Genomic DNA, 21,929 nt, shown 5'->3' with positions numbered 1-21,929 from the left:
AGAGAATAGAGAATTTTCCTATGCATCCTCTTTCCTATGCATCCTCTTTCCTATGCATCCTCTTTCCTATGCATCCTCTTTCCTATGCATCCTCTTGCCTATGCATCCTCTTTCCTCTAATGGGGTCTGTGGTGCATTTATTTCTGCCCGTCTACTTAAATGCTTTCTCGGCTAATCGCTTTATCGGATAAAGATGCCCGATCGCTTGAGTGACTCGCCGCCCACTCCCGAAACGCTTTGACTCTTTCTGCATCAATATCAGCCAAGGTTATCCCTTGCGTAAGTCCTAAAGTAGCTGGGAAACTTGACCTGAAGCCTGCCCCCGCGAAACCTGCCCCCATTCTGTCGGCCGATCGCCCCATTCGGGAAAACCATCCCTCAAAACGTAGCAACACCAAAAACTGTAATCCCTGAACCGATCGCAGATAAACTGGAAGAAAATCGGTTTAAACAGAGAGTCCTAGTTGAATGTCTCAGTCTGAGATGCCGTGTCTGAGCATTGTGATCGCGCCATTAAAAGAAAGTCTGGGTCAAGGGTCGTTGACCCCGACCCAGGACATCCCCATCAGAACGGGTGGGACAAATCACCCTGGGAGTCATTTCGCCATTTGGGTCGTCAAAGCACCTTATCCTGGAGGCTACGTCCATCACGACTGTCTTTGGTCAGACAGCCTCAACAAAAGGTGGCAAGCATGGCAGCAAATGTTTTCTCCCAACCCCCCGGCTTTTGGCTCAGAAATTGCCGTTTTCCCGAATCAGATCGGTGAATCCATCAGCTATAGTTCGAGATTGATGCTGGAACTGGGCACAAATCTTTGGGAATTTATCTTTAAAGATGCAATTGAAAGCACGTTCGCCCAAAGTCTAGGCATTGCGATCGGCAAGCAACAACCCTTACGAGTGCAATTAGATATTAGAGATCCGAATTTAATCGCCTTGCCGTGGGAGATCGGCCAACCAAAGGCAGGGAAACCGGCGATTTCTCTCAATCCACAATTGCGATTTAGTCGCACCACCAGTGATGTAGACCCATTATCTAATGTCACCAGTAGTCATCATTTAAATATCCTGCTGGTTTTGGGCAGTGATGCCGAACCGGAAAAACCTAACATTCCTCTACAATTGGCCAAAGAAGCGGATGCTTTAAGAAAAATTTTACAACAGCCGATTGTCAGCCAAAAGGAAGGCGATCGCCATCTACCAATGCCCACGGTGCCTTCTTATGTGCATACATTAATTCAACCGACCAAAGCTGAACTAATCCAACAATTAGAAACCGGCAAATATAATATTATTTTTTATGCAGGTCATGGGGTAAAAGCCCCCGATGGGGGTCAACTTTTACTGCGACCAAATACCACCCTTAGCGGTACAGAATTAGCCCAACTTCTCGTTGCCAATGGCGTAGTTTTGGCGGTTTTTAACACTTGCTGGGGGGCGCAACCATTTATCCGGGAAAATCAACAAGCGATTCCCCGCAGTAGTTTAGCGGAAGTGCTGATTCATCACGGATTGCCCGCAGTTTTGGCCATGCGGGATGAAATTACCGACGAAGAAGCGTTAAGCTTTATTCAAGCCTTTGCTGCGGGGTTAGCCAACCGAATGGCGATTGATCGGGCAGTGGCGATCGCCCGCCAAAAGTTATTAACGCTTTACAAATTTAATCAACCCGCTTGGTCATTGCCGGTGTTATATATGCACCCAGACTTTAACGGGGAACTGATTCAATCTTTGGAATCATTAATTACTCAATTGCCGGACAATTCAACCACAGCCTTAAGCTTTTCTGCACCAGTGGCATCGTTGCGACCTGTGGAGGATTACAGCCAACAATTTTCCCCGGAACAAGTGTGGCACATTCAAGGGGGACGCTTAACCGTAGGAAGGCGATCGGAAAATGATTTAGTGATTCAAGAACGTTGGGTATCGCAACAACACGCAGAAATATTTTATCGGGATATTTCTGGTCAAGAAAACCAAGAACCGGCCTATTTTTTGCGGGACTTTTCTCGTTATGGCACGTTAATTTTAGCCCCGCAAGGATGGCAAAAAATTCACCATCAAGAAGTCCCCCTCAAGTCAGGGGATCAGATTAAATTTGGCAGTTCCCAGGGTTTAACCTTAAAGTTTGTAATTGAAGGACAGTAATATTTGTTGTTGGTTGGTGGTTGGTGGTTGTTGGTTGTTGGTTGCCCTTCGGCCATTCGCATCCCAACCCTTCGACCCTTCGCATCCCGACCGGCTCAGGGGTCAGGGGTCAGGGGTCAGGGGTCAGGGGTCAGGGGTCAGGACATCGCTTCGCGGAAGTTGAGGCCTGAGCGAAGTCGAAGGTAGCGAAGCCGAAGGTAGCGAAGTCGAAGGTAGCGAAGTCGAAGGGCAAGGTGGTTGTTGGTTGTTGGGTAGGGATTCTTTGGTTGGTGGTTGTTGGTTGTTTGTTATGATTTCAGCGAATCACAAATAACAAATGCTTAACAACAAACAACAAATAACCAATAACAAATAATTAACAAAAAATAACCAACAAACAAATAACAACAAATAACAAATAACAAATAACAAATGACCCTGAGTCAATTTTTCCTTCATATTTTCCTTCATAATATATGCGGAACTATCAAAAATACCGTTGTAGGTAGCGGTAAGAATAGAATGGGAGCAATCCCAAGATCAGGAGCAGAATCAAAATGTTTAATCAATCAAAAAAGTCTAGCTTTTTCCCAGACTCATTTCCGGTAGAGTTGGAATTATTGGATTCACTGGTAATAGATGAAATTGCCTATCCGTGGAATCCCGCAGACCCAGAGTCAGAAGTTTATTTTCAAGCGATCGAACAAGATTGTGGGTTGGAAGAGCTTACCGATGAGGTTTTGGCCGCGAGAACCCCAATCTGGGTAGCTCAATTAGAAAAAGTTTGGCAGGAAGTCGATGGAGCAAATTATCAAGAAAACTATCAAGAAAGTCATCAAGAACATCATCAAGAACATCATCAAGAACATCGCGCAATTGCCCAACTAAAACAAGCAATTTATGCCAAATTTGCGGATTTTGTGCCGGTGACATGGTTAGAGGAGATCGCCACCTCGGCGATCGAAGTCATTCAAACCGGCTGTCAAGAACTGAACCAGATGCCATTAGCGGAGCAACTGGTGCAATGCGTTCATCACTTGTTACCGGACTGGGCTAAGGAAGACTTGCAAGTATTAGCGCGTCCATTCGCCTTTGCCATGCGGGGCAACTCTGCGGAATCAACCCTGGTAGGAGCAGATGGGTTGAATTCCGGTGTTTGCCAGTGGACGGAACTATCAGAGATTGAAAGAGCTCGCGTCAGTTTTGCGATCGCCCGTTATGCTTTAGCCGAATTAAACCAAATAGAAGAATTGGGTCAATAATTGTTTCCGAAAAAATGATCTAGCCCATAATTCAGGCAATCATTCAGCCATCTCATTCAGCCATCATTGCCCTCGTAACCGAGTGGCAAAATTTTCTGCTCGCGTGGGGGAGAGCGATCGCGCTTTCAAAATGGCAGCGCCTAAAAACGCATAAGATAAAATGCCCACAATGGCCAGGACATGATATCCCAAAATTACTGTAGAATTCCAGAGGGCGTGCAAACCAGAGGCACAAAGATATCCCACCCCTAAAATCAACCAACGTTGCTTGGGTTGCAACACACTCAAGCCGACAAAATAGCCCAAATAACCACTGTAAGCCGTATGACCGGCCACAGATCCTAATATCCGAGGAATTAATAACTGTAATCCTTGGAGTTCTCCGACTTCTTGAACAATCTGCGGTACATATTGTCCTAAAGTCTCTAACAGGGTAAATCCAACCGCTGAGGCGCTGCCTAATAAAATCCCATCCAGGGGTTCCCAAACTCCTAAGCGTTCTCTCCAGGGCGATCGCAGCGATCGGCCTATCACCAATGCCATCAAAACGGGCAAAATTTTTACCAATTCTTCCATTAAACCGGCGCCAAAAAACATGGCAGTAAGTAAATGGAAAAACGAGACATTTGTCGGATCGGGAAGTGAACCGGGCAAAATGTCTCGGAAAATAAAAATAAACACAGATAAAAGCGGACTTAATAGCACCACCATAGTGGCGATCGCACAGCCGAAAAGCCACCACCAGGGCTTATGTTTGCCACAAAGTTGGTAAACACAATAATAACCACTAATGCTCAAATAAGCCGCAAGTAACAGATTAAATAAACTCGCATTGCCCAAAGTAGCAAACATCAAAACTACAAATAACACCGTAATGCTACCGGGAATTAAATAAGCTTTCCGCCTTAAATCCCGACCTGTAGAAAGAATCGGGAATAATTGGGTAAAAGTGAGATTATTTGCCGATTGAGATGGTAATATTCCTGACTGTTTACCGCCTTGGCTTGGCGGAGTATTGTTGACTATTGTTTGACGTGGGCTAACATCTTCAAAAATAAATTCTGGGCCATTTTTACTCAAAGAAATGCGATCGCCCACCATCAACTTTTGAGAACCGCGCAACCGTTTCCCATTAACAAAAGTCCCATTAGAACTATTCAAATCGCAAATTTCCCAATAGGTTTGACCATTAGGGAGATTTTGCTTAGGTCTAATCACCGCATGGTGCCGAGAAACCATCACATATTGTTGGGGCTGTACCAGAATTTGACAACTCGGATCTCGTCCTAGCACCACCTCAACCGTTGAAGACAAGGGATAACGCTGGGGTGGTTGACCGGGGATATCTGGCTGACCTGTGTTTCCCGTTCCATGAAAGATTTGTCGTAGATAAGCCTCTTCAGGATCTTTCTGGGTCATGGAATTTTAAATGATTTTAATGATAAATAAATTTTGGCAGACAATCCAAGATCATCCATTATATCCCATTCCCAACCTAGAGGGACATTGTAGGGGCGAAGCATTTTGGCAAAAATTTCTGGAAAAATCCTCAAATTTGGGTCAAAATGCTTCGCCCTGGTTCATCCCGGAGAAAATGGAGAAAATTATGATCAAATTTTCGTTGACATCGATTTGAACGGGCGCTTGTAGGGGCGAAGCATTCCCGCAGAAGTTAGATGGTTAGAAGCGTGAATTTTTGCCGGGAATGCTTCGCCCTTACCAATACTGGCAGAAGTTAGATGGTTAGAAGCGTGAATTTTTGCCGGGAATGCTTCGCCCTTACCAATACTGGCAGAAGTTAGATGGTTAGAAGCGTGAATTTTTGCCGGGAATGCTTCGCCCTTACCAATACTGGCAGAAGTTAGATGGTTAGAAGAGTGAATTTGTTCCGGGAATGCTTCGCCCTTACCAATACTGGCAGAAGTTAGATGGTTAGAAGCGTGAATTTTTGCCGGGAATGCTTCGCCCTTACCAATATAGCACTTGGCAGAGTTATGAAGTATAAAAAAACCCTGTCATTCCCGCGCGGGAATCCAGAAGACCTCTGTACTTCATCGGGATCATAACCGCTATATATTTATTTCAATTGTACTTGAGACAAAGCATCAGGGGCGCAAACCGCCGCGCCCAAAGAAGCAAATCAACAGATATCGTAGGGGCGCGGCGGCTTGCGCCCCTAGATAATTGTATTAATCTTGTTAGGGGTCGATGGGGAAATCGCTCTCCCCACCTCCCATTCAGAACCGGACGTGCGACTTTCACCGCATCCGGCTCCTGGCGGCGCTTGCTTTTAACTTGCTCCTAATCAGGCGACTCACGTCATCCTTTTTGGCATAGTCTCACTGCCTTTTCGTCTCCTTGGTGACTTGCACTTATCCTATACCTAACCTTGAAGGTTGGCTCATGGCGTATTAGGAAACTACTAACCGCACTAACTTCGCCGCATCACCTCTAGTCTGCATCTGCTGGGCGTTACCCCAGCCGTTGGCTTCCAGAGGCATCCCTTCCCCATATAGGTATCCGCTTACACTTATTGCTACTCATTGCTGAGAGCCAGTATGGGGTTACTTCGTTCCGTGGGTTTGGGATGATTAGTTTTAGGATGCTGCCCTATCCCCCTGGGTAATACATGGGATTTCTTTTGCAGGTAATTCAATTAAATTCCTGCCTATTCCCCTTGTTCCTTTTGAACGCAGCGTATCAACCAGTTTTCGCTACTTAGTTATTGAGAGGGTTCAAGTCGGACAATCACCTCACGGTTGACCTTCACTAATTGGATTGATGGGATTCCCTCACTGGTTGAGAGTTACCACCTTTTCAGCCCGCTTCACGCCTTTGATGGTGAGTCTCCGGGTGGGGCTGATGCCTAACCACCCCTAGTTTGTGCTAGGAAATCCGGGTGATTGACTTCCACTAAGTCAACAAACCCACAGTTATAACGACTCCTTTTGGAATCATTACCACGCGCACGCTTCAGGGTTTCCCCGTCCACTTTCCGCGTGAACGAATCGCACAATTGAAATAACTATATTTGTGGTGCCCTAATCATAAAAACGCTGTACATAAATAATCACCAAAGGAAAAAAGGGAAAAATTATTCCCTTTTTTATAATTAATCTAATTAATCTTAGCTGAGATTAATTACCTTGAGCATTACGAATAGCGGCAACAAATAAAAAACCACCCAATGGCACACTTAGAGTAAGAATCACACTTGTGATCGCCGTACCAAGCTGCGGAGTTCCAGAAGATAATTCAAACACTGAACCGACCGCTGCAATTCCGGCGATACAAGCACCACCGAGATAGAGATAACTTTTTGGATCGATTGGCATGACAATATTTAGGTAAGAATTAGGTAAGAATTAGGTAAGCTAAAAAATGGTTGACAGTTCACTGTCAACCGTAAACAAGAAAGATTTTCGTTAGACTTAAGTCAATTTATGAACAGCTTTCGGCGAAAAACCATGTTTTGTCAGTTCTTCGGTTAAAGCGAGAGAATTTTCTACCCGGTCAACAAACAGAACCCCCGTGAGATGATCCATTTCATGTTGAATACAACGAGACAATAAACCATTCGCGGTTAAAGTTTTTGGTCGGCCATGCTCATCTTTATAAGCCACCTCGATCGCCTCTGGGCGCTTCACTTCCAAATACACGCCAGGAATGCTTAGGCAACCTTCTTGGAAAACCGACAATTCCCGACTATATTTCTTAATCGTCGGATTAATCAACACCACCGGGGGAGTAGCGGGGTTATCCGGTTCGCAGTCCACCACAATCAATTGTTTTTGAATGGCCACTTGGGGCGCTGCTAACCCAATGCCATCAGCACTATACATGGATTGCAGCATTTCCCGCACCAACTCGCGAATTTCGCTATCAACCCGGGCAATGCGCTTGGCATTTTGACGCAAGACGCGATCGCCCAGATAGTGAATCTCTAACGGGGGCTGATCTAACTTTTTCTTTTCTACCAGAATTTGAGAACTCATTGGCTTTTGGCTAACTGGGCTAAATTTCCAGATTTAGTTTTCTAGTTTAGTTATTTTCCATCGTAACGAAAAGTGAAGCGCGATTCATCACCAGAAACGTTATTGGTTATTGGTTATTCGTTCTGGGAATTAAATGCCAGATAACAAATAACCAATAACCAATAACCACCAGAAGCAAAAATTAGCCACCATTATTAATCAATTGAATCGTGGCTTCAGCCCCGAGGGGATCTTCATACCCGTTGCCCTTAAGCAACTTAAAGGTAATAAATTCAGTCAACGTCTCACCGCCGACCCGATCATTCAGAGGTGTAATTGGGATTGTGACTGCTTCTTGACCCACAGGAATGGTAATGCTTCCGGTCAGTGAGGCGGCATTAAAATTAGGCAGCTTGCTGGTGTCATAGTCAATACCAGGAGTTGCGGAATCCTTTACCGTGTTATCAATCTGGTAATTCACGACCACCTCGTTAGCGCTACCGCCAAAACGGCTAATCTTAAATTCTCCCCCAATTTCCGAGGCATTTCCTGCTTCCAGGGCAAGGGGGTCACTGGGAGTAAAAATTAATACCGATGTTTCATTATCTAAAACCGTCACCGTCGTCTGATTTTTCTCAGGATCTAGGGCATATTCGCCCCCTGGTGGCTCTTGTAAGACGACATCGATCACTTCATTGGGTTCACGGGTGAGATCGTCCAACGGAGACACCTTGACTTTTTTGGTTGCTGTGTTAGTCGCTGAATTAAAATCCGAGGGATTAAACGTCACGCTAGTGGCACTGATTGTATAGTCAGATCCATTCTCAGCGGATCCGCCAACGGTGTAATTGACTGTAATTGGTGCTTTGATTGCCCCCTTGAGGGTAAATGTCAAATCAACGGCTTGAGCCAAATTATTTTCCGCAATTCGCCCAGAGGCTTCCAGGGAAACCGTAGGTTTATCATCATCCAACAGGTTGAGGGTGGTACTTTTATCGGCGCCGATATTGTAGGCTGTGGGATTCGTACCGGGTAGCAGGTCAATGATGATAGTTTCCGGCCCTTCTGTCTCGGTATCATTGAGATCCTTGGGTACGGAAACCGTAAACTGGGTCGTACCTCCGCTAATGGTGACGGCAGTTTTTGTCGGGTCTGTGATTCCGGAAATAATATAATCACTTGGGGGCTGAGGTGGTTTAGCGGGATCGTCAGCCCCAAGTTTAGCGGTGCCACCAATTTGAAGATTGACCAGTTGAGGCGGTTGTTGAGCACCTAAGCTACTGCTAATTTCAAAAGTAGCTGTATTACTGGGGTCGGCTTCATCGGCCAGATCGTCGATTTTACTAATGGTCAGCGTCGGAATATCATCATCTAATATCTTGACTGTCGTATTTTTGATGGAATCAAATTGCGCCGTGGAGGGATTGGGATTAGCCAAGGCTAACTTAATCTCTTTCGTCCCATCTGGGGTGGGGGGAGTATCGTCCAAAATGGGAATGCTGATGGTTTTCACACTTTCGCCATTGGCAAACTCCACACGCAAGCCGCTACTACCAAAGATATTGGTGTAATCAGTCCCAGGGGTAGCCAATTGCGTCCCAGGCGTGGGGGTAGCCGCCGCATCCAAAATCAAATTAACCGAGACATTCCCCTTGGTGCCACCGTTGCGTCTCACCTGAACATCAATCGATCCCTTATTTTCTTCTACGATATATTCCGCAGCCGCAAACTCTAAGTTACCCGGATCGTCATTATCTTGAATTTTTACCGTGGCAGTGGTTTGGTCGCCAAGTTCAGCATTTTCTCCCTGAAGATTGGTCAATGCTAACTCAATGGTTTCTGCGGGTTCATCGAGGTCATCGTCCTCCAGGGGAATTACCACCTTTTGTTCGCTTTCATCGGCTGCGAAGGTAACCTTCAAGGGGAAATCGGTGTCGTCGAAATCAAACTGTTCGCCTTCCGCTACCGTGCTTTTTCGTGTGGCGGTTCCGGTGGTGAGAGCCACATCAACGCTTACTTCTTGAGTCAAGCCGCCGGTACGTTTCACGGTAATCGGGGCTCCTATCTGTTCACCGTTCTCGTTGAGGATGAATTCCCCCAAGCTAAACGAGATCACTGCTGGTTCTTGTTGAACTGGCTGCGGCGGCGTGACTGCGCCAGGTCCGCTGGTGGCCGGAATGCTGGGTTGCAATTCTTGATTCTCCTGGGAGGCGGGGGCTTGGGGTTGGGACACTGGGAGGAACTTGTCGCGAGTTAAGTCAGCAGCAGTAATGCCATTTAATACGGCTAGGGTTTGGCCGGTGAGTTTATCTTGAACGATCGCCTTCCCAGCATTTTCGCCAATGCCATCAAAAATATTCAGGTCTTCAAACTTCATGGCTCCATCTAGCTGAAGCAAATCTGTGCCGTAAGCCCGAAAATCACTGATGTTCGCTGCTTCAGCGGGGTTAAACGCACCGTTACCCCGAATCAGGCGGAAAACATCATCCCCTTCCCCGCCAGTGACGGTATCTCCTGGGTCAAGAATTAAGGTGTCGTTGCCTTTATCGCCAAAGACTAAATCCCTGCCAGCACCCCCCCGCAAAATATCGGTGCCTTGCCCCCCATAGACCGTATCGTCTCCATCGTTACCATTGATGATGTCATTGCCTTCGTTGCCGCTGATCTGATCATTTCCTTCTCCGCCAGAAACTTCGTCATCTCCAGATCCGGCGATCAGCACATCATTGCCTTTGTCCCCAAACATCCGGTCATTGCCACCGCCACCACTGGCGGTATCGTTGCCTTGGCCACCATAGATGAGATCATTGCCGTCCTGGGCATCAATGATGTCATTGCCTGCGTTGCCAAATACTTGGTCGTCGCCAAAACCTGCGAGGACAATATCATCGCCATCACCGGCTAGGATGATGTCGTTATTGTTGCCAAAGCCAAAGGACAAGCTGGGGTCATCCCCTAGGATCTGGTCATTGCCAGCACCCCCATCGATCAGATCGCTGCCTTTGCCACCGATGAGAAAGTCATCGCCTTCTTCACCAAATACTTGGTCGTTGCCATCGCCACCATTGCCGGTATCGTTGCCATTGCCACCGACGATGATGTCGTCTCCCAGGTCGCCGTTGAGGTCATCGTTGCCATTGCCACCGGAGAGCAAATCGTTGCCTTGCCCACCCCAGAGGCGATCTTCTCCATCACCCCCATCGAGTTGGTCATCTCCTTGGTTGCCATAGATCCAGTCATCCCCAAGATCCCCGGAGATGACATCGTTACCGAACCCACTGGTTAAAGGGTCTGTGTCTGTGTCGTTATTTTTCCCATCGCCGTAGAGTGTGTCGTTTCCGGCACCACCATTGATGGCGTCATCTCCCTCACCGCCGTAAACTATGTCATCATCTTGATTGCCATTGAGGACATCATTGCCTTTGTTACCGTATAGTTCGTCGTTGTTTTCGTTGCCTTGCAGATTATCATCGGACAATGTACCAATTACGGTATCTTTTCCTAGGCCAGCGCTATAAGAAACTCCGACGGAAAAATCCTTACGTTCATCTTGGCTGATTGCTATGTTCTCTTCCATGATTTGAACCTATAAACTGATAAAACTGGTTAAGCTTGAAGCCAATGATATCCAAATTGGCTTGTGGGGGCGCGATCGCCTCTGAGAAAATAGCCCGGGCTAGATTCCTCTAGATTTTTGTCTACTTGTCCATCAGCATTGCTTAGGAAATTGATGGTGTAGGAGCGAGAAAGCTTTCTCGCCGCTAATATCCGTTGACTGGTTGGTTATTTTTACCCAGAGAAGTTGATTGATCTAGGCGATCGCACCAATCTATCACTTGGAGGTTCCAACACGAGGGAGAACACTGAGCGCCATTGAACCCTATATGGAAATGCACCTGACGACATATTTGACATCTCCACGAGACGACAATCAAAAAATAAACCACGGACACCTCTGGTCATCAGCTTTCCGGAGGATTCCGTAGTTTTTGTCTAACACAATAGCGGAAACCTTGGCAAAAATCCTAGGACGACTTGATCGCAGGCTGGCGATCGGCAGCCCGATGACCTGTACAGCGGCTCGCTGTTTGGTTAGCACAAGGTAGAAAGACTAGCAGCTAAAATTTTTTCAATCCCGGATTTAAACTTCATTATTTTCTCAGAGCTTACCCAAAATTGTGGCGAAAGCGATCGCCCTTCCAAACTTTCTCAGGGTTTTTCCGGAGTGGTCGGACTGATAAAGCAACATTGTATAAGCATCCATGAGTTAGGATCGAGATAAGGATCGGGATTAAGATCGGGATTAAGATCGGGATTAAGATCGGGATTAAGATCGGGATTAAGATCGGGATTAAGACTGGTTGGTCAGAGCGATCGCCTGGTTTAGGAAGTCAATCTATTGAGGTTGGGCAATCTATGAGTCATCACAACACTGTATTTTTAATGTTTGCGGCTACGGCGATCGCCGGAACCGTTGGCGGGGTAATGGTGGCACTGCAATCGCCGCGATCGCAGCCGGAAGACAATTTCCCTTCTTCCCAAGCCCAAATCTCTGAGTCTTCAACCAGTAAAACCCCCTCACAGAGCAATCCAGAGACTTCAGGTACTTTGACCACACCCACATCAGCACCCACATCAGCACCCACATCAGCACCCACATCAGCACCCACATCAGCACCCACACCTACGGCGAGACCTACACCAACCGCAGCCGCCGAAACCATCCCTCCGACTGTCGTCAACCCACCCACCCAGGGCTGTAAAATTACCCAGGCAGTAGTTGCTGACCCGAATCCGCCATTGAATGTTCGGTCTAGTCCTCGCGTGACGGATAATAATCAAGTTACTACGTTAAAAAATGGTACTTTTATTTCTGTAGTTGGTGAAGAAAATGGCTGGTTTAAGATAGATCAACCTGTGCAAGGATGGGTGTCTAAAAACCGGACAAAAAGCAGTTGCTCCGACGTAAGTAAAAGGATTCAGTTTCCCAAAAATGGAATTTCTGCGATCGTCAAAGGAGAAATTATTGGTGGGGGGAGTCATCAGTACATTCTCAGGGCTGCCGCTGGGCAAACAATGGTGGTTGAGAAGTTAAATGCCGATAGTGTATTTCCCACTATTATTACTCCCAAAGGACAAGTTTTAGCGGGCGATCCTTACACCGATAGCAATCGAAGCTTATGGTCTGGAAAACTGCCTTTTAGTGGAGATTACTACTTGGATATGAATTCTAATTTTAAAGGATTTAAATATGATTTTATGGTTGAAATTAGGTGATATTATTGCCATATATTCTCTTTCAAAAAAAGCCCTAAATTATCAGACAAAAATTTAGCGTTTTCCCCCTAAAAATAGTTTTTTAGGGAAATACTATAAGACTGAGATACTTCAGCAACGAATAAAATTATCAAGCGTCAAAGCTTTAAAGAGAGTTTGGATACTGTTATGAAAAATTATCACAATCAAACCACTACATTTCCATCTACTTGGCTGCAAAAGGCCGGAATGATTTGCTTAACCGGGATGCTCTGTTTAGCCTGCGCCCCGACGACACCCCCACCGACCGCCAATCAGGTAACGGAAACTAATGGAGCCACGGAGACTAATGAACCGACTGCGGTAGAAACCACTCCTGAGTCAAGTCCGCCCGTGCAGGTGGCACCAGCGACGGTGCCGACGAATCCGCCGATGAATAGACCGACCACCGCCTCAAATGCGGTCAAGGATACTTGTAAAATTACGATGGCGATCGTCTCGGATCCCAATCCGCCCACGAATGTCCGTTCTACCCCGGAGGTGAGGGACGGTAACATTATCGGTCAGGTGCAAAATCGCACTCAATTGTCCGTAGAGGGGGAGCAAAACAACTGGTTTAAAGTGCGTACCCTGGGGAATGAACCCCTGGAAGGTTGGGTGTCCAAAAATGTGACGGAAAGCGGCTGTAACCAAAAGACTCAGAGGATTACGATACCCAGTAATAGTAATTCGGTGACGATTCGCGATCGCTTCATCGGTACTGGCAGCCATGAATACACCATTAGCGCCCAACAAGGTCAGACCATCACTGTGACGGCAAATTCTGGGCCATTTCCCTTTATTTTTGCCGCCAGTGATGTGAATCGGCAACGAGAACTGAGCAACCAAGGAGGTGCTCCCGGTCCGATTAGCTGGAGTAGTCAAATATCCACCAGTGGGGATTATGCGATCGATCTAGAATCTAATTTCCGAGGGTATGAATATTCTTTTACCGTTGAATTAAGATAAAGAACAAAAAACCGGGTTTCTGAATTAATTTTGTGGTTGTTGGCCAAAAATTTTCGCAGAAACCCGGTTTCTGGTTTGGGAAATAAAAGTTACAAACTAAAAGTCGTCTCCGGCTCAAAATTAGTAATCGCTCGTTGCATCGCCGCCTGGGAACGATTGTAACCGAGAATTGCCCGGACTAAATTTGCTTCAGCACGGGTTAATTCTGTATCCGCATCGAGCACGTCAGTTTGAGTTCCCACCCCGGCTTGAAATCGCAATCGGGCTAATCGTAAACTTTCCTTCGCTTGCTCTAAAGCGATTTGAGCGGTTTCAATATTGCTGCGATTAGATTGCAAATTAAAAAACGCTTGTTCTACTTCAAAGCGGACTTGGTTACGCTGGTTAGCAAACCGAGTTTCGGCAATTTCCATATTTTTTTTCTGTTGCCGGGCTCTGGCACTGGAAGCCCCCCCATCATAGAGGTTCCATTGCATCCTCGCCCCAAAAGCCAATGCCCCTTGTCTGGTGGTAGAATCTCCAGAAGTAGACAACAAAACATCGCCACCTTGATTCACCCAACTGTATTGATAATTGCCAAATAAATCCACTTGCGGGCCTAAATTTGCTAGGGCGGCACGCCGTTGGAATTCAGAAATATCTCTTTGGACTAATTGCTGTTCTAGTTCGGCTCTATTTTTATAGGCTAATACAATACTTTCTTCCAGAGATAAAGACCAATCTTCTACAGGTTTGACTGGATCTCCGGCAACAATATTTAAGGATTGGGGTAAGCTGAGAAGCTGTGCTAGTTGTCGCCGAGTAATTTGTTGCTGAGAAATTGCCTGGTTTAATTCTTGCTGGGAATTTGCCAGTTGAACTTCGGCTCGGATGACATCAAAGCGAGTGCCAACTCCAGCCCGTTCTAAGGCTTGGGCATCTGCCAAACTTTTTTGGGAACTGTCTACGGAGGACTTGGCAATGCGAACCTCTTCATCAGCTTGTTGAAGGTCGTAGTAAGCTTCGGTGACATTTAATCTAAGCTCAGACATGATCCGTTCCACTTCTAGCTGATTTAAGCGGATTTGAGATTCTGCGGCTTTGATTTGTGCGGAGCGACGACCAGAGGAAAACAGATTGTAATTTAATTCGACGGTGCCATCTAAAGAGGTGGTGTTGACATCTTGATTAAATTCATCATTGTTGACCTCTCTGGTGCCATTCTGATTAGTTCTGACTAAATTCGATCGCACCGATAAATTAGGATAGAGTGCGGCTCTGGCTTCTCGCAATTCGGCTTCGGCACGTTCTAAGGTTAAACGAGTTTCTTCCAGTTGGCGATTATTCCGCAGGCTTTGGGCGATCGCCTCTGCTAAAGTAATCGGATAAGTTTCCGTAATTTCTACTTCTGCTGGCAACGTGGGAAACTGTAACGGGTTAGGATTGGGATCCAAAAAGTTATCCTCTCTAGTTGGTTGAGCCTCGTTAACTTGAACTAAGTGCAAAGTTTCTTCTGATTCTGGGATTGGGCGATCCTGGGGAGTTTTACCCAAATCATTGCCCAGAGAACTGCTCAATAAATTGGTCTGAGCCACAGTAGACTCCATCGAAGATAGAGCCATTACCGCTCCGATACCCACAACCATAAATAATGATAGAAAAGAAATCCGTTGGCGACCAAACAACCCTCATCTCCTTGCTTGCTATTGATGATTATCCCGAAAGTATCCTATAGCTAATTGTAGCCGAAAACGCACCGGGTTAAACCATCAAGGAAGTGGATTAAAATAATAATCCAATCCCCTCGATCGCCTTCCTGCTTCAACCTTAACCAATTGTAAGTTGTGATTGCGATCGCCAGAATTAGACGAAAAACGAATATCTCCGCCGCCCCCCTTAGCCGAAAAACCCGGTTCTGATAGTGTCCTTTGAACTCCCCGGCGGCTAGAATCTCCAGAAATACCAGCAATCAAGGCTTTAGTGGCATCATAAGCCATAGTAGTGCGCCAGTTAATATCACCCCCCCATAACTGAGTCGCCGCACCGGCAAACTCCGAATTAGTGTGGCTAAGAATATGCCAGGGAATAGCCACCACCATCCCTTCACTATCGCTTCCCACCTCTAGAACTTCAGGTCCGTAGAGACTATCTCCCCCCAACACAGGCAACTTTCTCTCATTAACACGCACCACCTGTAAAGCCCGAGGAACAGTTTCCGTATCAGCCAATAATACGATCGCCTCTGCTCCCCGTTGTATAGCTGATTCTACCGCATCAAAGCTATTAAAATTCTCCTCAGCCAGATTAATCTCCGTCACCACAGCGCCGCCATACCCATATAAAGCCGTAGTAAACTCATCTTTGAGAGAACGACTATAACTACTATTCTTGTTATAAAAAATAGCCGCCTGCTTCAGACCCAGGTACTCTACCATATATTTTGTCAGGGCATTAGCCGTAAAGCGATCGCTAGGAACAGTCCGAAAAATGAAATCCCCCGCCTTAGATAACTCTATCGACGTACTGGTGGGAGAAATCGCCACCAACTGACCCTGTTCATAAACCTGGGATGCGGCCAAAGTCACATCACTAGAATAATGCCCCACCACCCCCAAAACCTGGTCATCAGCCACTAGAGACTGAGCCACTTGTTGAGCCACACTAGGGTTGTTAGCATCATCAGCAATCACCACCCGCAGGTTAACCCCGTTAATACCCCCCGCTTGGTTAATTTCATTTTGAGCCTGAGCCACTCCCCGCAGGATTTCCTGGGCTGTATTTTCCGCCGTACTGATAGGAACAGAAACGGCTATTGTATAGGACTGTCCACCGCCAATGCGGGCATTATTGAGATAAATTAGGGCTTCTGGATCATTGCGATTTTGTTGTAGGGAGGCTTCCAACTTCGAAACCGCTCTGGGATAATTTTCCGCCGCGATCGCATCAATTCCCTCCTGTTTCGCCGGGGAAGTTGTGCTAGAAAACAATAACTGTTGCCCACCACTGATCTCCCTGAGTCGAGCGTCATCCCTAGCTGTTGGGGAACTGGGAGATGGTCTAATGTCTGCCGCTGTTTGTGATTGCCACTGGGTAAAGGCAAAATACCCAACTGCTAATAATCCTCCCGTAAGCAGTAAGGTGACAATCAGAATGGCTGCTTTGTTCTTTTGAGACATACTGTTTCGTTCTTTTGAGACATGATGAAGCTGATTCATTTAAGCTGAACATTCCCAAACAGATTGATTGACAATGCTTCGACTGTAACTATAGTAATATGACAAGGCGTTTCTTTAACCCACTGAGGTAGATCGGATTGCATTACCAGATTTCGCAATTTCAATTTGCCCGTGGTAGTTGATTGACGGTGTATAGCTATGGCTTGATTTCTACATCAGCAATACCTTTGCCACACCAAAAGCGGCTTTAGTCAATCCGTTGCACCAGAATTGTTAGACGGCTGTCAACCACCACAGCCACCACAACCACCGCAACCGCCACCACCACCGCCATCACCACCGCCGCCACCACCGCCATCACCACCGCCGCCACCATCAATAATAAATAGTTTCTTTAAGTCAGCAAACATATCGTTTGGTAAAATTGCCATACCGAAAAGAGCAAATGCCAGGGGAAGGTGAGGATCTGTATGACTAACGACTGTTGAGCGCACGCGGGTACGGAGATCTTGTAGGACTCGATCACCATAACGACTGCGATGTGCGGGAGTCAGCCAAAAGCCTAACCCAATGATAGCCACAACGATACACATCATCAACAAGTAACCAACTGGCTTCCCACGAGAGATCCCCACCAAAATCTTGGTAATACCTAATCCTAATAGACAAGCTATTAAGAGTGCTGGGTAAGTTTGGGCTTTGGAGGATTGGTTTCGACTCACTAAAAGATCAAGCTGACGCAATTGATCCCGAATTACATCTATTGCTATTGCTTGAGTAAGCCCACTCCGAACTCTATCAATACGTCCGTCTGATGCAATAGCATTCGCAACTGCTTGCTCTACAGGGTGAGAAAGCTCTTCTACAGATCCCTTCAAAGTCAGGATTCGTCGTTCTTGCTGTGCAGTTACACGCCCCTTTTGGACGAGGCTAGCAATCGCAGTATCCACAACATGATTTTTACCTTTAGCAAGGTAGGCAGCTTCGTAAGCATCAAGAGATACAGTCCGTTTTACTAGATTGCCATCAGGTAAACGCAGATAAGCTCGGAGGCAAGATGCTAGGAATACAGCAACAATTGATAGCTGGAAGTAGAAAGTCAAAAATTCCGAACCTGTAAAGTTTAATGGATTGGGAATAATAGATATTCTTTGGCAGCCAGTGACGGCGGATGCCAAAGTCAATACAAGAGATAGGATTACGACTTGTCTAAGTTGCACTTTGGGTAGGCAACTCAAAGATAGCTTTGGAACAACCCAGTTTTGATGGGTGTTCACCCGAATAAAGTGTAAATCTCGCCCAAATCGGTGTTTGGGGTCAGGCCAAATATCGGCTGGAGGGATCTGATCAAAAAACTGCTTGTAGCTTTCTAATGTCCTGCTATACCAGTCATCAAACTTCAACTGCTCGGATAAGCCTCCGCGAGTTGGATTATGATGCAATGGAGTTTGTAAAACTTTTGGACAAAACTCTTGCCAGTATGATCGCGTATAACTCAGATGTAAATGCCAAGCTTGATCAACCTGATCGGATGGCGTTACCGGATGTTCTGCTACAACAGCTAGAAATGTAAATTTTTTGTATTCCTCAATCACTCTCTGAGTATAGATCAACGACCAGCCGTTATACCTTGCCAACCGTTTGCTGAAAGATAATTGAGTATCTGGTTGGTCGAACGAAAATGCCTCAATTCGTTTGTATAGAGCTATTTGTTGAGAGTTCATTTTCCTCAATTGTTTATCCATAAACCCTACCTCTTGCCCGAAACGTAACACTGAAAAGCATTGCTACTTATCTTCCAATACATCGCGGGAATTGTCAATGAGTCAAAATGCTGCTTTTGCTTTAGAAAACCGTTTAGTGCTGCATACTCAGGATATTATGAGTTGCTTTAATAATTAAAAAATGCGTTACTATTATAAGTGGTACAATATATTTTTTAAAAAATTTATACCTATTTAAAATAAAATAACTTTTGGGTTGTTTATATATTATCTTTATTAATAGTATTATTAAAATCTTAGATAAATTTGTTAAATAACTATTTTTGGCTACATAATTGTGTTTTTTGGTCTAAAAATGGTCGATAATGCTTGCAAAAAATCTGTGTAAATAACAGCAAATTGACGGTAAACAGGGGGTAAATAATCCCATGATTATTTAGATCACAACTCATATATGCTGCCAATAAACATCCCAAAAAAAAATTATAGGATCTATGTATGCCCAGCAAAATTAACTATTTATTACAATATCTTGATACAAAAAAACATATATTATCACATTTTTTTTCTTAATAAAACTATTTTTGATCATGTGACATTCACAAATCGAGGAACTAATGCTAATTTTTTTCTAGACGTAATATTGTAACCATCTCGGAGACACCCCGTTGGATCGGGCTATGCCAGCCAAAGATATCTTTTCTAAGAAAAGTTTATCTATCATTTCTTTTTTTATGGCGATATAGGTTGGTGTCTAGTTTCAAGCACAAAATGCCTACTACAGTGCTTGCATTTAAAGTTTTGCTTCCCGCTGGAAGTGTAGCCATTTTTCACAACATTTTTAGAACCGCATCGGGGACAATTCATAGAAGATCAAGTTATTATTTTACTAAATGATTATATCCAATTTTCCTGACTATGCACCACTACCGAAAACCGAAACAAAGCGGCTTAAACCCTTACTATTTCAAATTTACAAGGACTTTTCTGACGGATTTTGAGGGGTCTATAATTTCAAAATGAGACCATAACTCGTAAAACGGGGTTTTATCCGTCGGTTTTCCGCCGCAAAATATGGTCACAACCAAACTGAAACCACTAACCCATATTCGTACAACTCAAGCCACAACAGAACCTCCCCAGTTTCAAAGCGTAGCGAAATGATTTCGAGGGATTACCGTTCTTGAAAAGTAAGGAACTCACAATCACATTTGTATCGAAAACGTAACGTGCTCTGCCGATGCGACCGACTGCAACATTGAATATGGGTTCGCCACAAATAGGACATTTCCAGTTTAGGTACTGAGCGATTTCATAGTTCCGGGTTGTTTTTCTCCCAGTAGCTCTTACCGTATTTCTGGTGGCGTTTTTCCGAATATTCCTTGAGGTTTGGATCGTCTGGTGACGCATCCCCTTTGACCCTCTTGCTCCTTCTAACTAACTTTAGTCTGCCAGTTTAGGCTGCTTTCGGTGCCTGCACTCCGCCTGTTTCGTTACCTACTTGGGCGTGGCTATACCATTGTTGGTACTTTCCGCGAGGGCGGGGGGTGTGACTCCCCCGGTAGGGCTGACCCTACTTACCAAAACGACCAGTTCAGGTCGCGCCTTTTTACTTTTTACTTCAAGACCGCGATCGCCCCTGCCCCTCCCTATGAGTCATGACGTTGCCTTTTCATCGACACCGTTAGCATTCCTATACCACCAATTTAATGACCAACGCCTCCTCAACCAATTCTGGTTCTGAGGATAAACCGTCTTGGCCGGAACGACTTTTGTACCGTCTTGTTCACACTCCCCAACCCTTTAAATCATCCGTTCCAAGGCCGTCTGTAAATCAGCGGTCAGATTAGCCACCGCCCCTCGGCGACTGGTTTGATAAACATCCCAACGTTCGGAAACCGAAATCGGTTCCCCTACAGTCATTTGAACTTTTTGTTTGCCCAGGTTGGGACGTTTGTTGATTTTTTGTCCTTTAATGCGATTCATGGTTGCCCAAACCAGTAAAGTGGTTTCGGCAAAGCGCTCAAATGAAGGGTTTTCTTTGACATAGCGACCTGTCACCGCCACAAAACTTTCCACTAAGCGCATATGCCACATCCGCAGATTCGCTTCTTCAGCGATGCGATCGGCAAGCGATCGCTCAATGGGACACAGACTCTCTACATCAGGAATGTCTTCCCGATAGATGCAATCCCACCCCGCTTGTTCCAGGCGACGGCATCGGTCAATTAAGCCCCCTTTGGGCTGGACATCAAAATATTTTTCTGCCACATTTAAGGCCACATCTAAAATGGCTTTCAGTCGTGTGGGCAATTCGTCATTTTCACTGGTCGGTAAATCTTGATGATAGAAGCGTTGGTAAAAGTTTTCCATTAGCGAGAGTAATCGATTGCCCACGCGAATTAGACGAGGGTATAGGGTGGCGGCAGTTGGCGGTGAGGGCGGAGTCAAATCAGTAATGCCACAATCCGCTTCCATTTCCGTTAAGAGTTCTGCCACCGCTGACCAGTTGTCTTGGAGGTAGTGATATTTAATCCCCAGGGGCAGAATCCAGACTTGTTCATTGCGGTTGGCTTTGAGTAAGTCTTCTACACACCAAAATCCCATAAGAGCAATTCCCGGTTCTAGGGGACTGATAATTTCATTGTGACCGTTGGTGCCTCCTTCGGGAGAGGCGGCGATGGGAAATTCTCCATTGGCAAAGAGTTCTCTGGCAGTTTTTAATCCCTGTCGATCCAGTTTGCCCCGATGAATGGGAATGCCACCGAGTTGAGAAAACAGCCAGCCCACTTGAGATCCAGCCCACAAGGGAATCCCTCGGTCATAGATAAAGTGGGAATGAATCGGGGCATTGAAGGAGATGTTTTGTTGTTTGGCGGCTTGGGGGACAAGGTGCCAGAGTAGTTCGGCGATCGCAAATGGGTCATGGGTACTCGGATGCCGAAAGGCGATTAAAAAACGAATCTTACCTTGTTGAAATTGTTGATAAAGCTGTGCCAAAGTTTCTAGATTTTCCCCTTGGATATTCGCGATCGGGGTCTGAAATTTCCGCCATCCAGGCAATAAAGGTGTTACAACTTTGAAGACCGACAGATTGAACTTTGGGGCAATAAATTCTAGCGGCGGTTGAACTTGCTCGATGTTAGGCATGATATCATGTCCGGTTGAATAGTTATAAATAAATAGGCTACATCTCAATCAAAGCAGAAATGAGAATTGTGGTAACTTTTTAATGGTAAGATATAGTTATTTTCATTTGCCAAAATTGAGCCAATGCTGGGGGTTGCACATTAGTGGGATGATTTGGCGGCAGGGGGCGGTGGGTTTGGCTTGGTGAGTCCCCCCGGTGGGTGCGATCGCGGTGCCCTTCCCCTCTTGGGGTTTTGGCGTAACCACCGCCTTTAGGAATTCCCCCTACAAGAT

13 protein-coding genes and 1 pseudogene are annotated in these 21,929 nt (G+C 45.7%); 4 read left to right on the top strand and 10 right to left on the bottom strand.

Annotated elements, in window-relative coordinates:
- Positions 1–468: 468 nt before the first annotated feature.
- Both AM228_RS11675 and AM228_RS11670 read left to right on the top strand, forming a co-directional pair.
- Positions 469–2,148: a CHAT domain-containing protein gene (locus tag AM228_RS11675; RefSeq protein WP_054466286.1), complete on the top strand. Its 1,680-nt coding sequence runs from the start codon at positions 469–471 to the stop codon at positions 2,146–2,148.
- A gap of 536 nt (positions 2,149–2,684) precedes the next feature.
- Positions 2,685–3,389 (top strand): hypothetical protein, encoded by a 705-nt coding sequence (locus tag AM228_RS11670; protein WP_054466285.1) that lies wholly within the window; start codon positions 2,685–2,687, stop codon positions 3,387–3,389.
- A gap of 63 nt (positions 3,390–3,452) precedes the next feature.
- Here AM228_RS11670 and AM228_RS11665 read toward each other — a convergent pair whose 3' ends face one another.
- The 4 genes from AM228_RS11665 to AM228_RS35180 all read right to left on the bottom strand — a co-directional run bounded on the left by AM228_RS11665 (position 3,453) and on the right by AM228_RS35180 (position 10,940).
- Positions 3,453–4,808: a PrsW family glutamic-type intramembrane protease gene (locus AM228_RS11665; RefSeq protein ID WP_072160740.1), complete on the bottom strand. Its 1,356-nt coding sequence runs from the start codon at positions 4,806–4,808 to the stop codon at positions 3,453–3,455.
- Positions 4,809–6,526: 1,718 nt separating this feature from the next.
- Entirely contained in the window at positions 6,527–6,724 is a 198-nt protein-coding gene (locus tag AM228_RS11655; protein WP_054466283.1) for a hypothetical protein, read from the bottom strand.
- A 96-nt stretch (positions 6,725–6,820) separates the two neighbouring features.
- Positions 6,821–7,384 (bottom strand): peptide deformylase, encoded by a 564-nt coding sequence (def, locus tag AM228_RS11650; protein WP_054466282.1) that lies wholly within the window; start codon positions 7,382–7,384, stop codon positions 6,821–6,823.
- A gap of 181 nt (positions 7,385–7,565) precedes the next feature.
- The gene (locus AM228_RS35180) at positions 7,566–10,940 is read right to left on the bottom strand and encodes a Calx-beta domain-containing protein (RefSeq protein WP_054466281.1); all 3,375 of its coding nucleotides are present in this window, start codon (positions 10,938–10,940) and stop codon (positions 7,566–7,568) included.
- Between the two features lie 839 nt (positions 10,941–11,779).
- Between AM228_RS35180 and AM228_RS11640 the strand changes: the two genes are divergently transcribed.
- Entirely contained in the window at positions 11,780–12,640 is an 861-nt protein-coding gene (locus AM228_RS11640; RefSeq protein WP_072160739.1) for an SH3 domain-containing protein, read from the top strand.
- A 168-nt stretch (positions 12,641–12,808) separates the two neighbouring features.
- Positions 12,809–13,627: an SH3 domain-containing protein gene (locus tag AM228_RS11635; RefSeq protein ID WP_054466280.1), complete on the top strand. Its 819-nt coding sequence runs from the start codon at positions 12,809–12,811 to the stop codon at positions 13,625–13,627.
- Between the two features lie 89 nt (positions 13,628–13,716).
- On the opposite strand, the gene AM228_RS11630 is transcribed toward AM228_RS11635, so the two are convergent.
- From AM228_RS11630 to AM228_RS11615, 6 genes and pseudogenes are all read right to left on the bottom strand, one after another.
- Positions 13,717–15,228, bottom strand: a complete 1,512-nt coding sequence (locus AM228_RS11630; RefSeq protein WP_231636758.1) for a TolC family protein — start codon at positions 15,226–15,228, stop codon at positions 13,717–13,719.
- A 147-nt stretch (positions 15,229–15,375) separates the two neighbouring features.
- Positions 15,376–16,782 (bottom strand): ABC transporter substrate-binding protein, encoded by a 1,407-nt coding sequence (locus tag AM228_RS11625; RefSeq protein WP_054466279.1) that lies wholly within the window; start codon positions 16,780–16,782, stop codon positions 15,376–15,378.
- A 95-nt stretch (positions 16,783–16,877) separates the two neighbouring features.
- Positions 16,878–16,997, bottom strand: a pseudogene (locus AM228_RS35160) (transposase); the annotation flags it as partial.
- A gap of 69 nt (positions 16,998–17,066) precedes the next feature.
- Entirely contained in the window at positions 17,067–18,527 is a 1,461-nt protein-coding gene (locus AM228_RS11620; protein ID WP_197285281.1) for a TIGR04222 domain-containing membrane protein, read from the bottom strand.
- Between the two features lie 711 nt (positions 18,528–19,238).
- The gene (locus AM228_RS36745; protein WP_082348846.1) at positions 19,239–19,373 is read right to left on the bottom strand and encodes an IS1 family transposase; all 135 of its coding nucleotides are present in this window, start codon (positions 19,371–19,373) and stop codon (positions 19,239–19,241) included.
- Positions 19,374–20,309: 936 nt separating this feature from the next.
- A complete protein-coding gene (locus AM228_RS11615; RefSeq protein ID WP_054466278.1) occupies positions 20,310–21,656 on the bottom strand; it encodes a 1-acyl-sn-glycerol-3-phosphate acyltransferase in 1,347 nt (448 codons plus the stop codon).
- Between the last annotated feature and the right edge of the window lie 273 nt (positions 21,657–21,929).

Source organism: Planktothricoides sp. SR001 (assembly GCF_001276715.1).
Taxonomy (GTDB): Bacteria; Cyanobacteriota; Cyanobacteriia; order Cyanobacteriales; family Laspinemataceae; genus Planktothricoides; species Planktothricoides raciborskii.
This window is presented reverse-complemented; position numbering and strand designations above follow the sequence as displayed.

Bases quoted from the DNA above. Each gene is read 5' to 3' on its own strand.
- AM228_RS35180 (WP_054466281.1), bottom strand. From the start codon at position 10,940: ATGGAAGAGAACATAGCAATCAGCCAAGATGAACGTAAGGATTTTTCC.
- AM228_RS11675 (WP_054466286.1), top strand. From the start codon at position 469: ATGTCTCAGTCTGAGATGCCGTGTCTGAGCATTGTGATCGCGCCATTA.
- AM228_RS11640 (WP_072160739.1), top strand. From the start codon at position 11,780: ATGAGTCATCACAACACTGTATTTTTAATGTTTGCGGCTACGGCGATC.
- AM228_RS11625 (WP_054466279.1), bottom strand. From the start codon at position 16,782: ATGTCTCAAAAGAACAAAGCAGCCATTCTGATTGTCACCTTACTGCTT.
- AM228_RS11665 (WP_072160740.1), bottom strand. From the start codon at position 4,808: ATGACCCAGAAAGATCCTGAAGAGGCTTATCTACGACAAATCTTTCAT.
- AM228_RS36745 (WP_082348846.1), bottom strand. From the start codon at position 19,373: ATGAATTGTCCCCGATGCGGTTCTAAAAATGTTGTGAAAAATGGCTAC.
- AM228_RS11655 (WP_054466283.1), bottom strand. From the start codon at position 6,724: ATGCCAATCGATCCAAAAAGTTATCTCTATCTCGGTGGTGCTTGTATC.
- AM228_RS11620 (WP_197285281.1), bottom strand. From the start codon at position 18,527: ATGGATAAACAATTGAGGAAAATGAACTCTCAACAAATAGCTCTATAC.
- AM228_RS11670 (WP_054466285.1), top strand. From the start codon at position 2,685: ATGTTTAATCAATCAAAAAAGTCTAGCTTTTTCCCAGACTCATTTCCG.
- AM228_RS11630 (WP_231636758.1), bottom strand. From the start codon at position 15,228: ATGGCTCTATCTTCGATGGAGTCTACTGTGGCTCAGACCAATTTATTG.
- def (WP_054466282.1), bottom strand. From the start codon at position 7,384: ATGAGTTCTCAAATTCTGGTAGAAAAGAAAAAGTTAGATCAGCCCCCG.
- AM228_RS11615 (WP_054466278.1), bottom strand. From the start codon at position 21,656: ATGCCTAACATCGAGCAAGTTCAACCGCCGCTAGAATTTATTGCCCCA.
- AM228_RS11635 (WP_054466280.1), top strand. From the start codon at position 12,809: ATGAAAAATTATCACAATCAAACCACTACATTTCCATCTACTTGGCTG.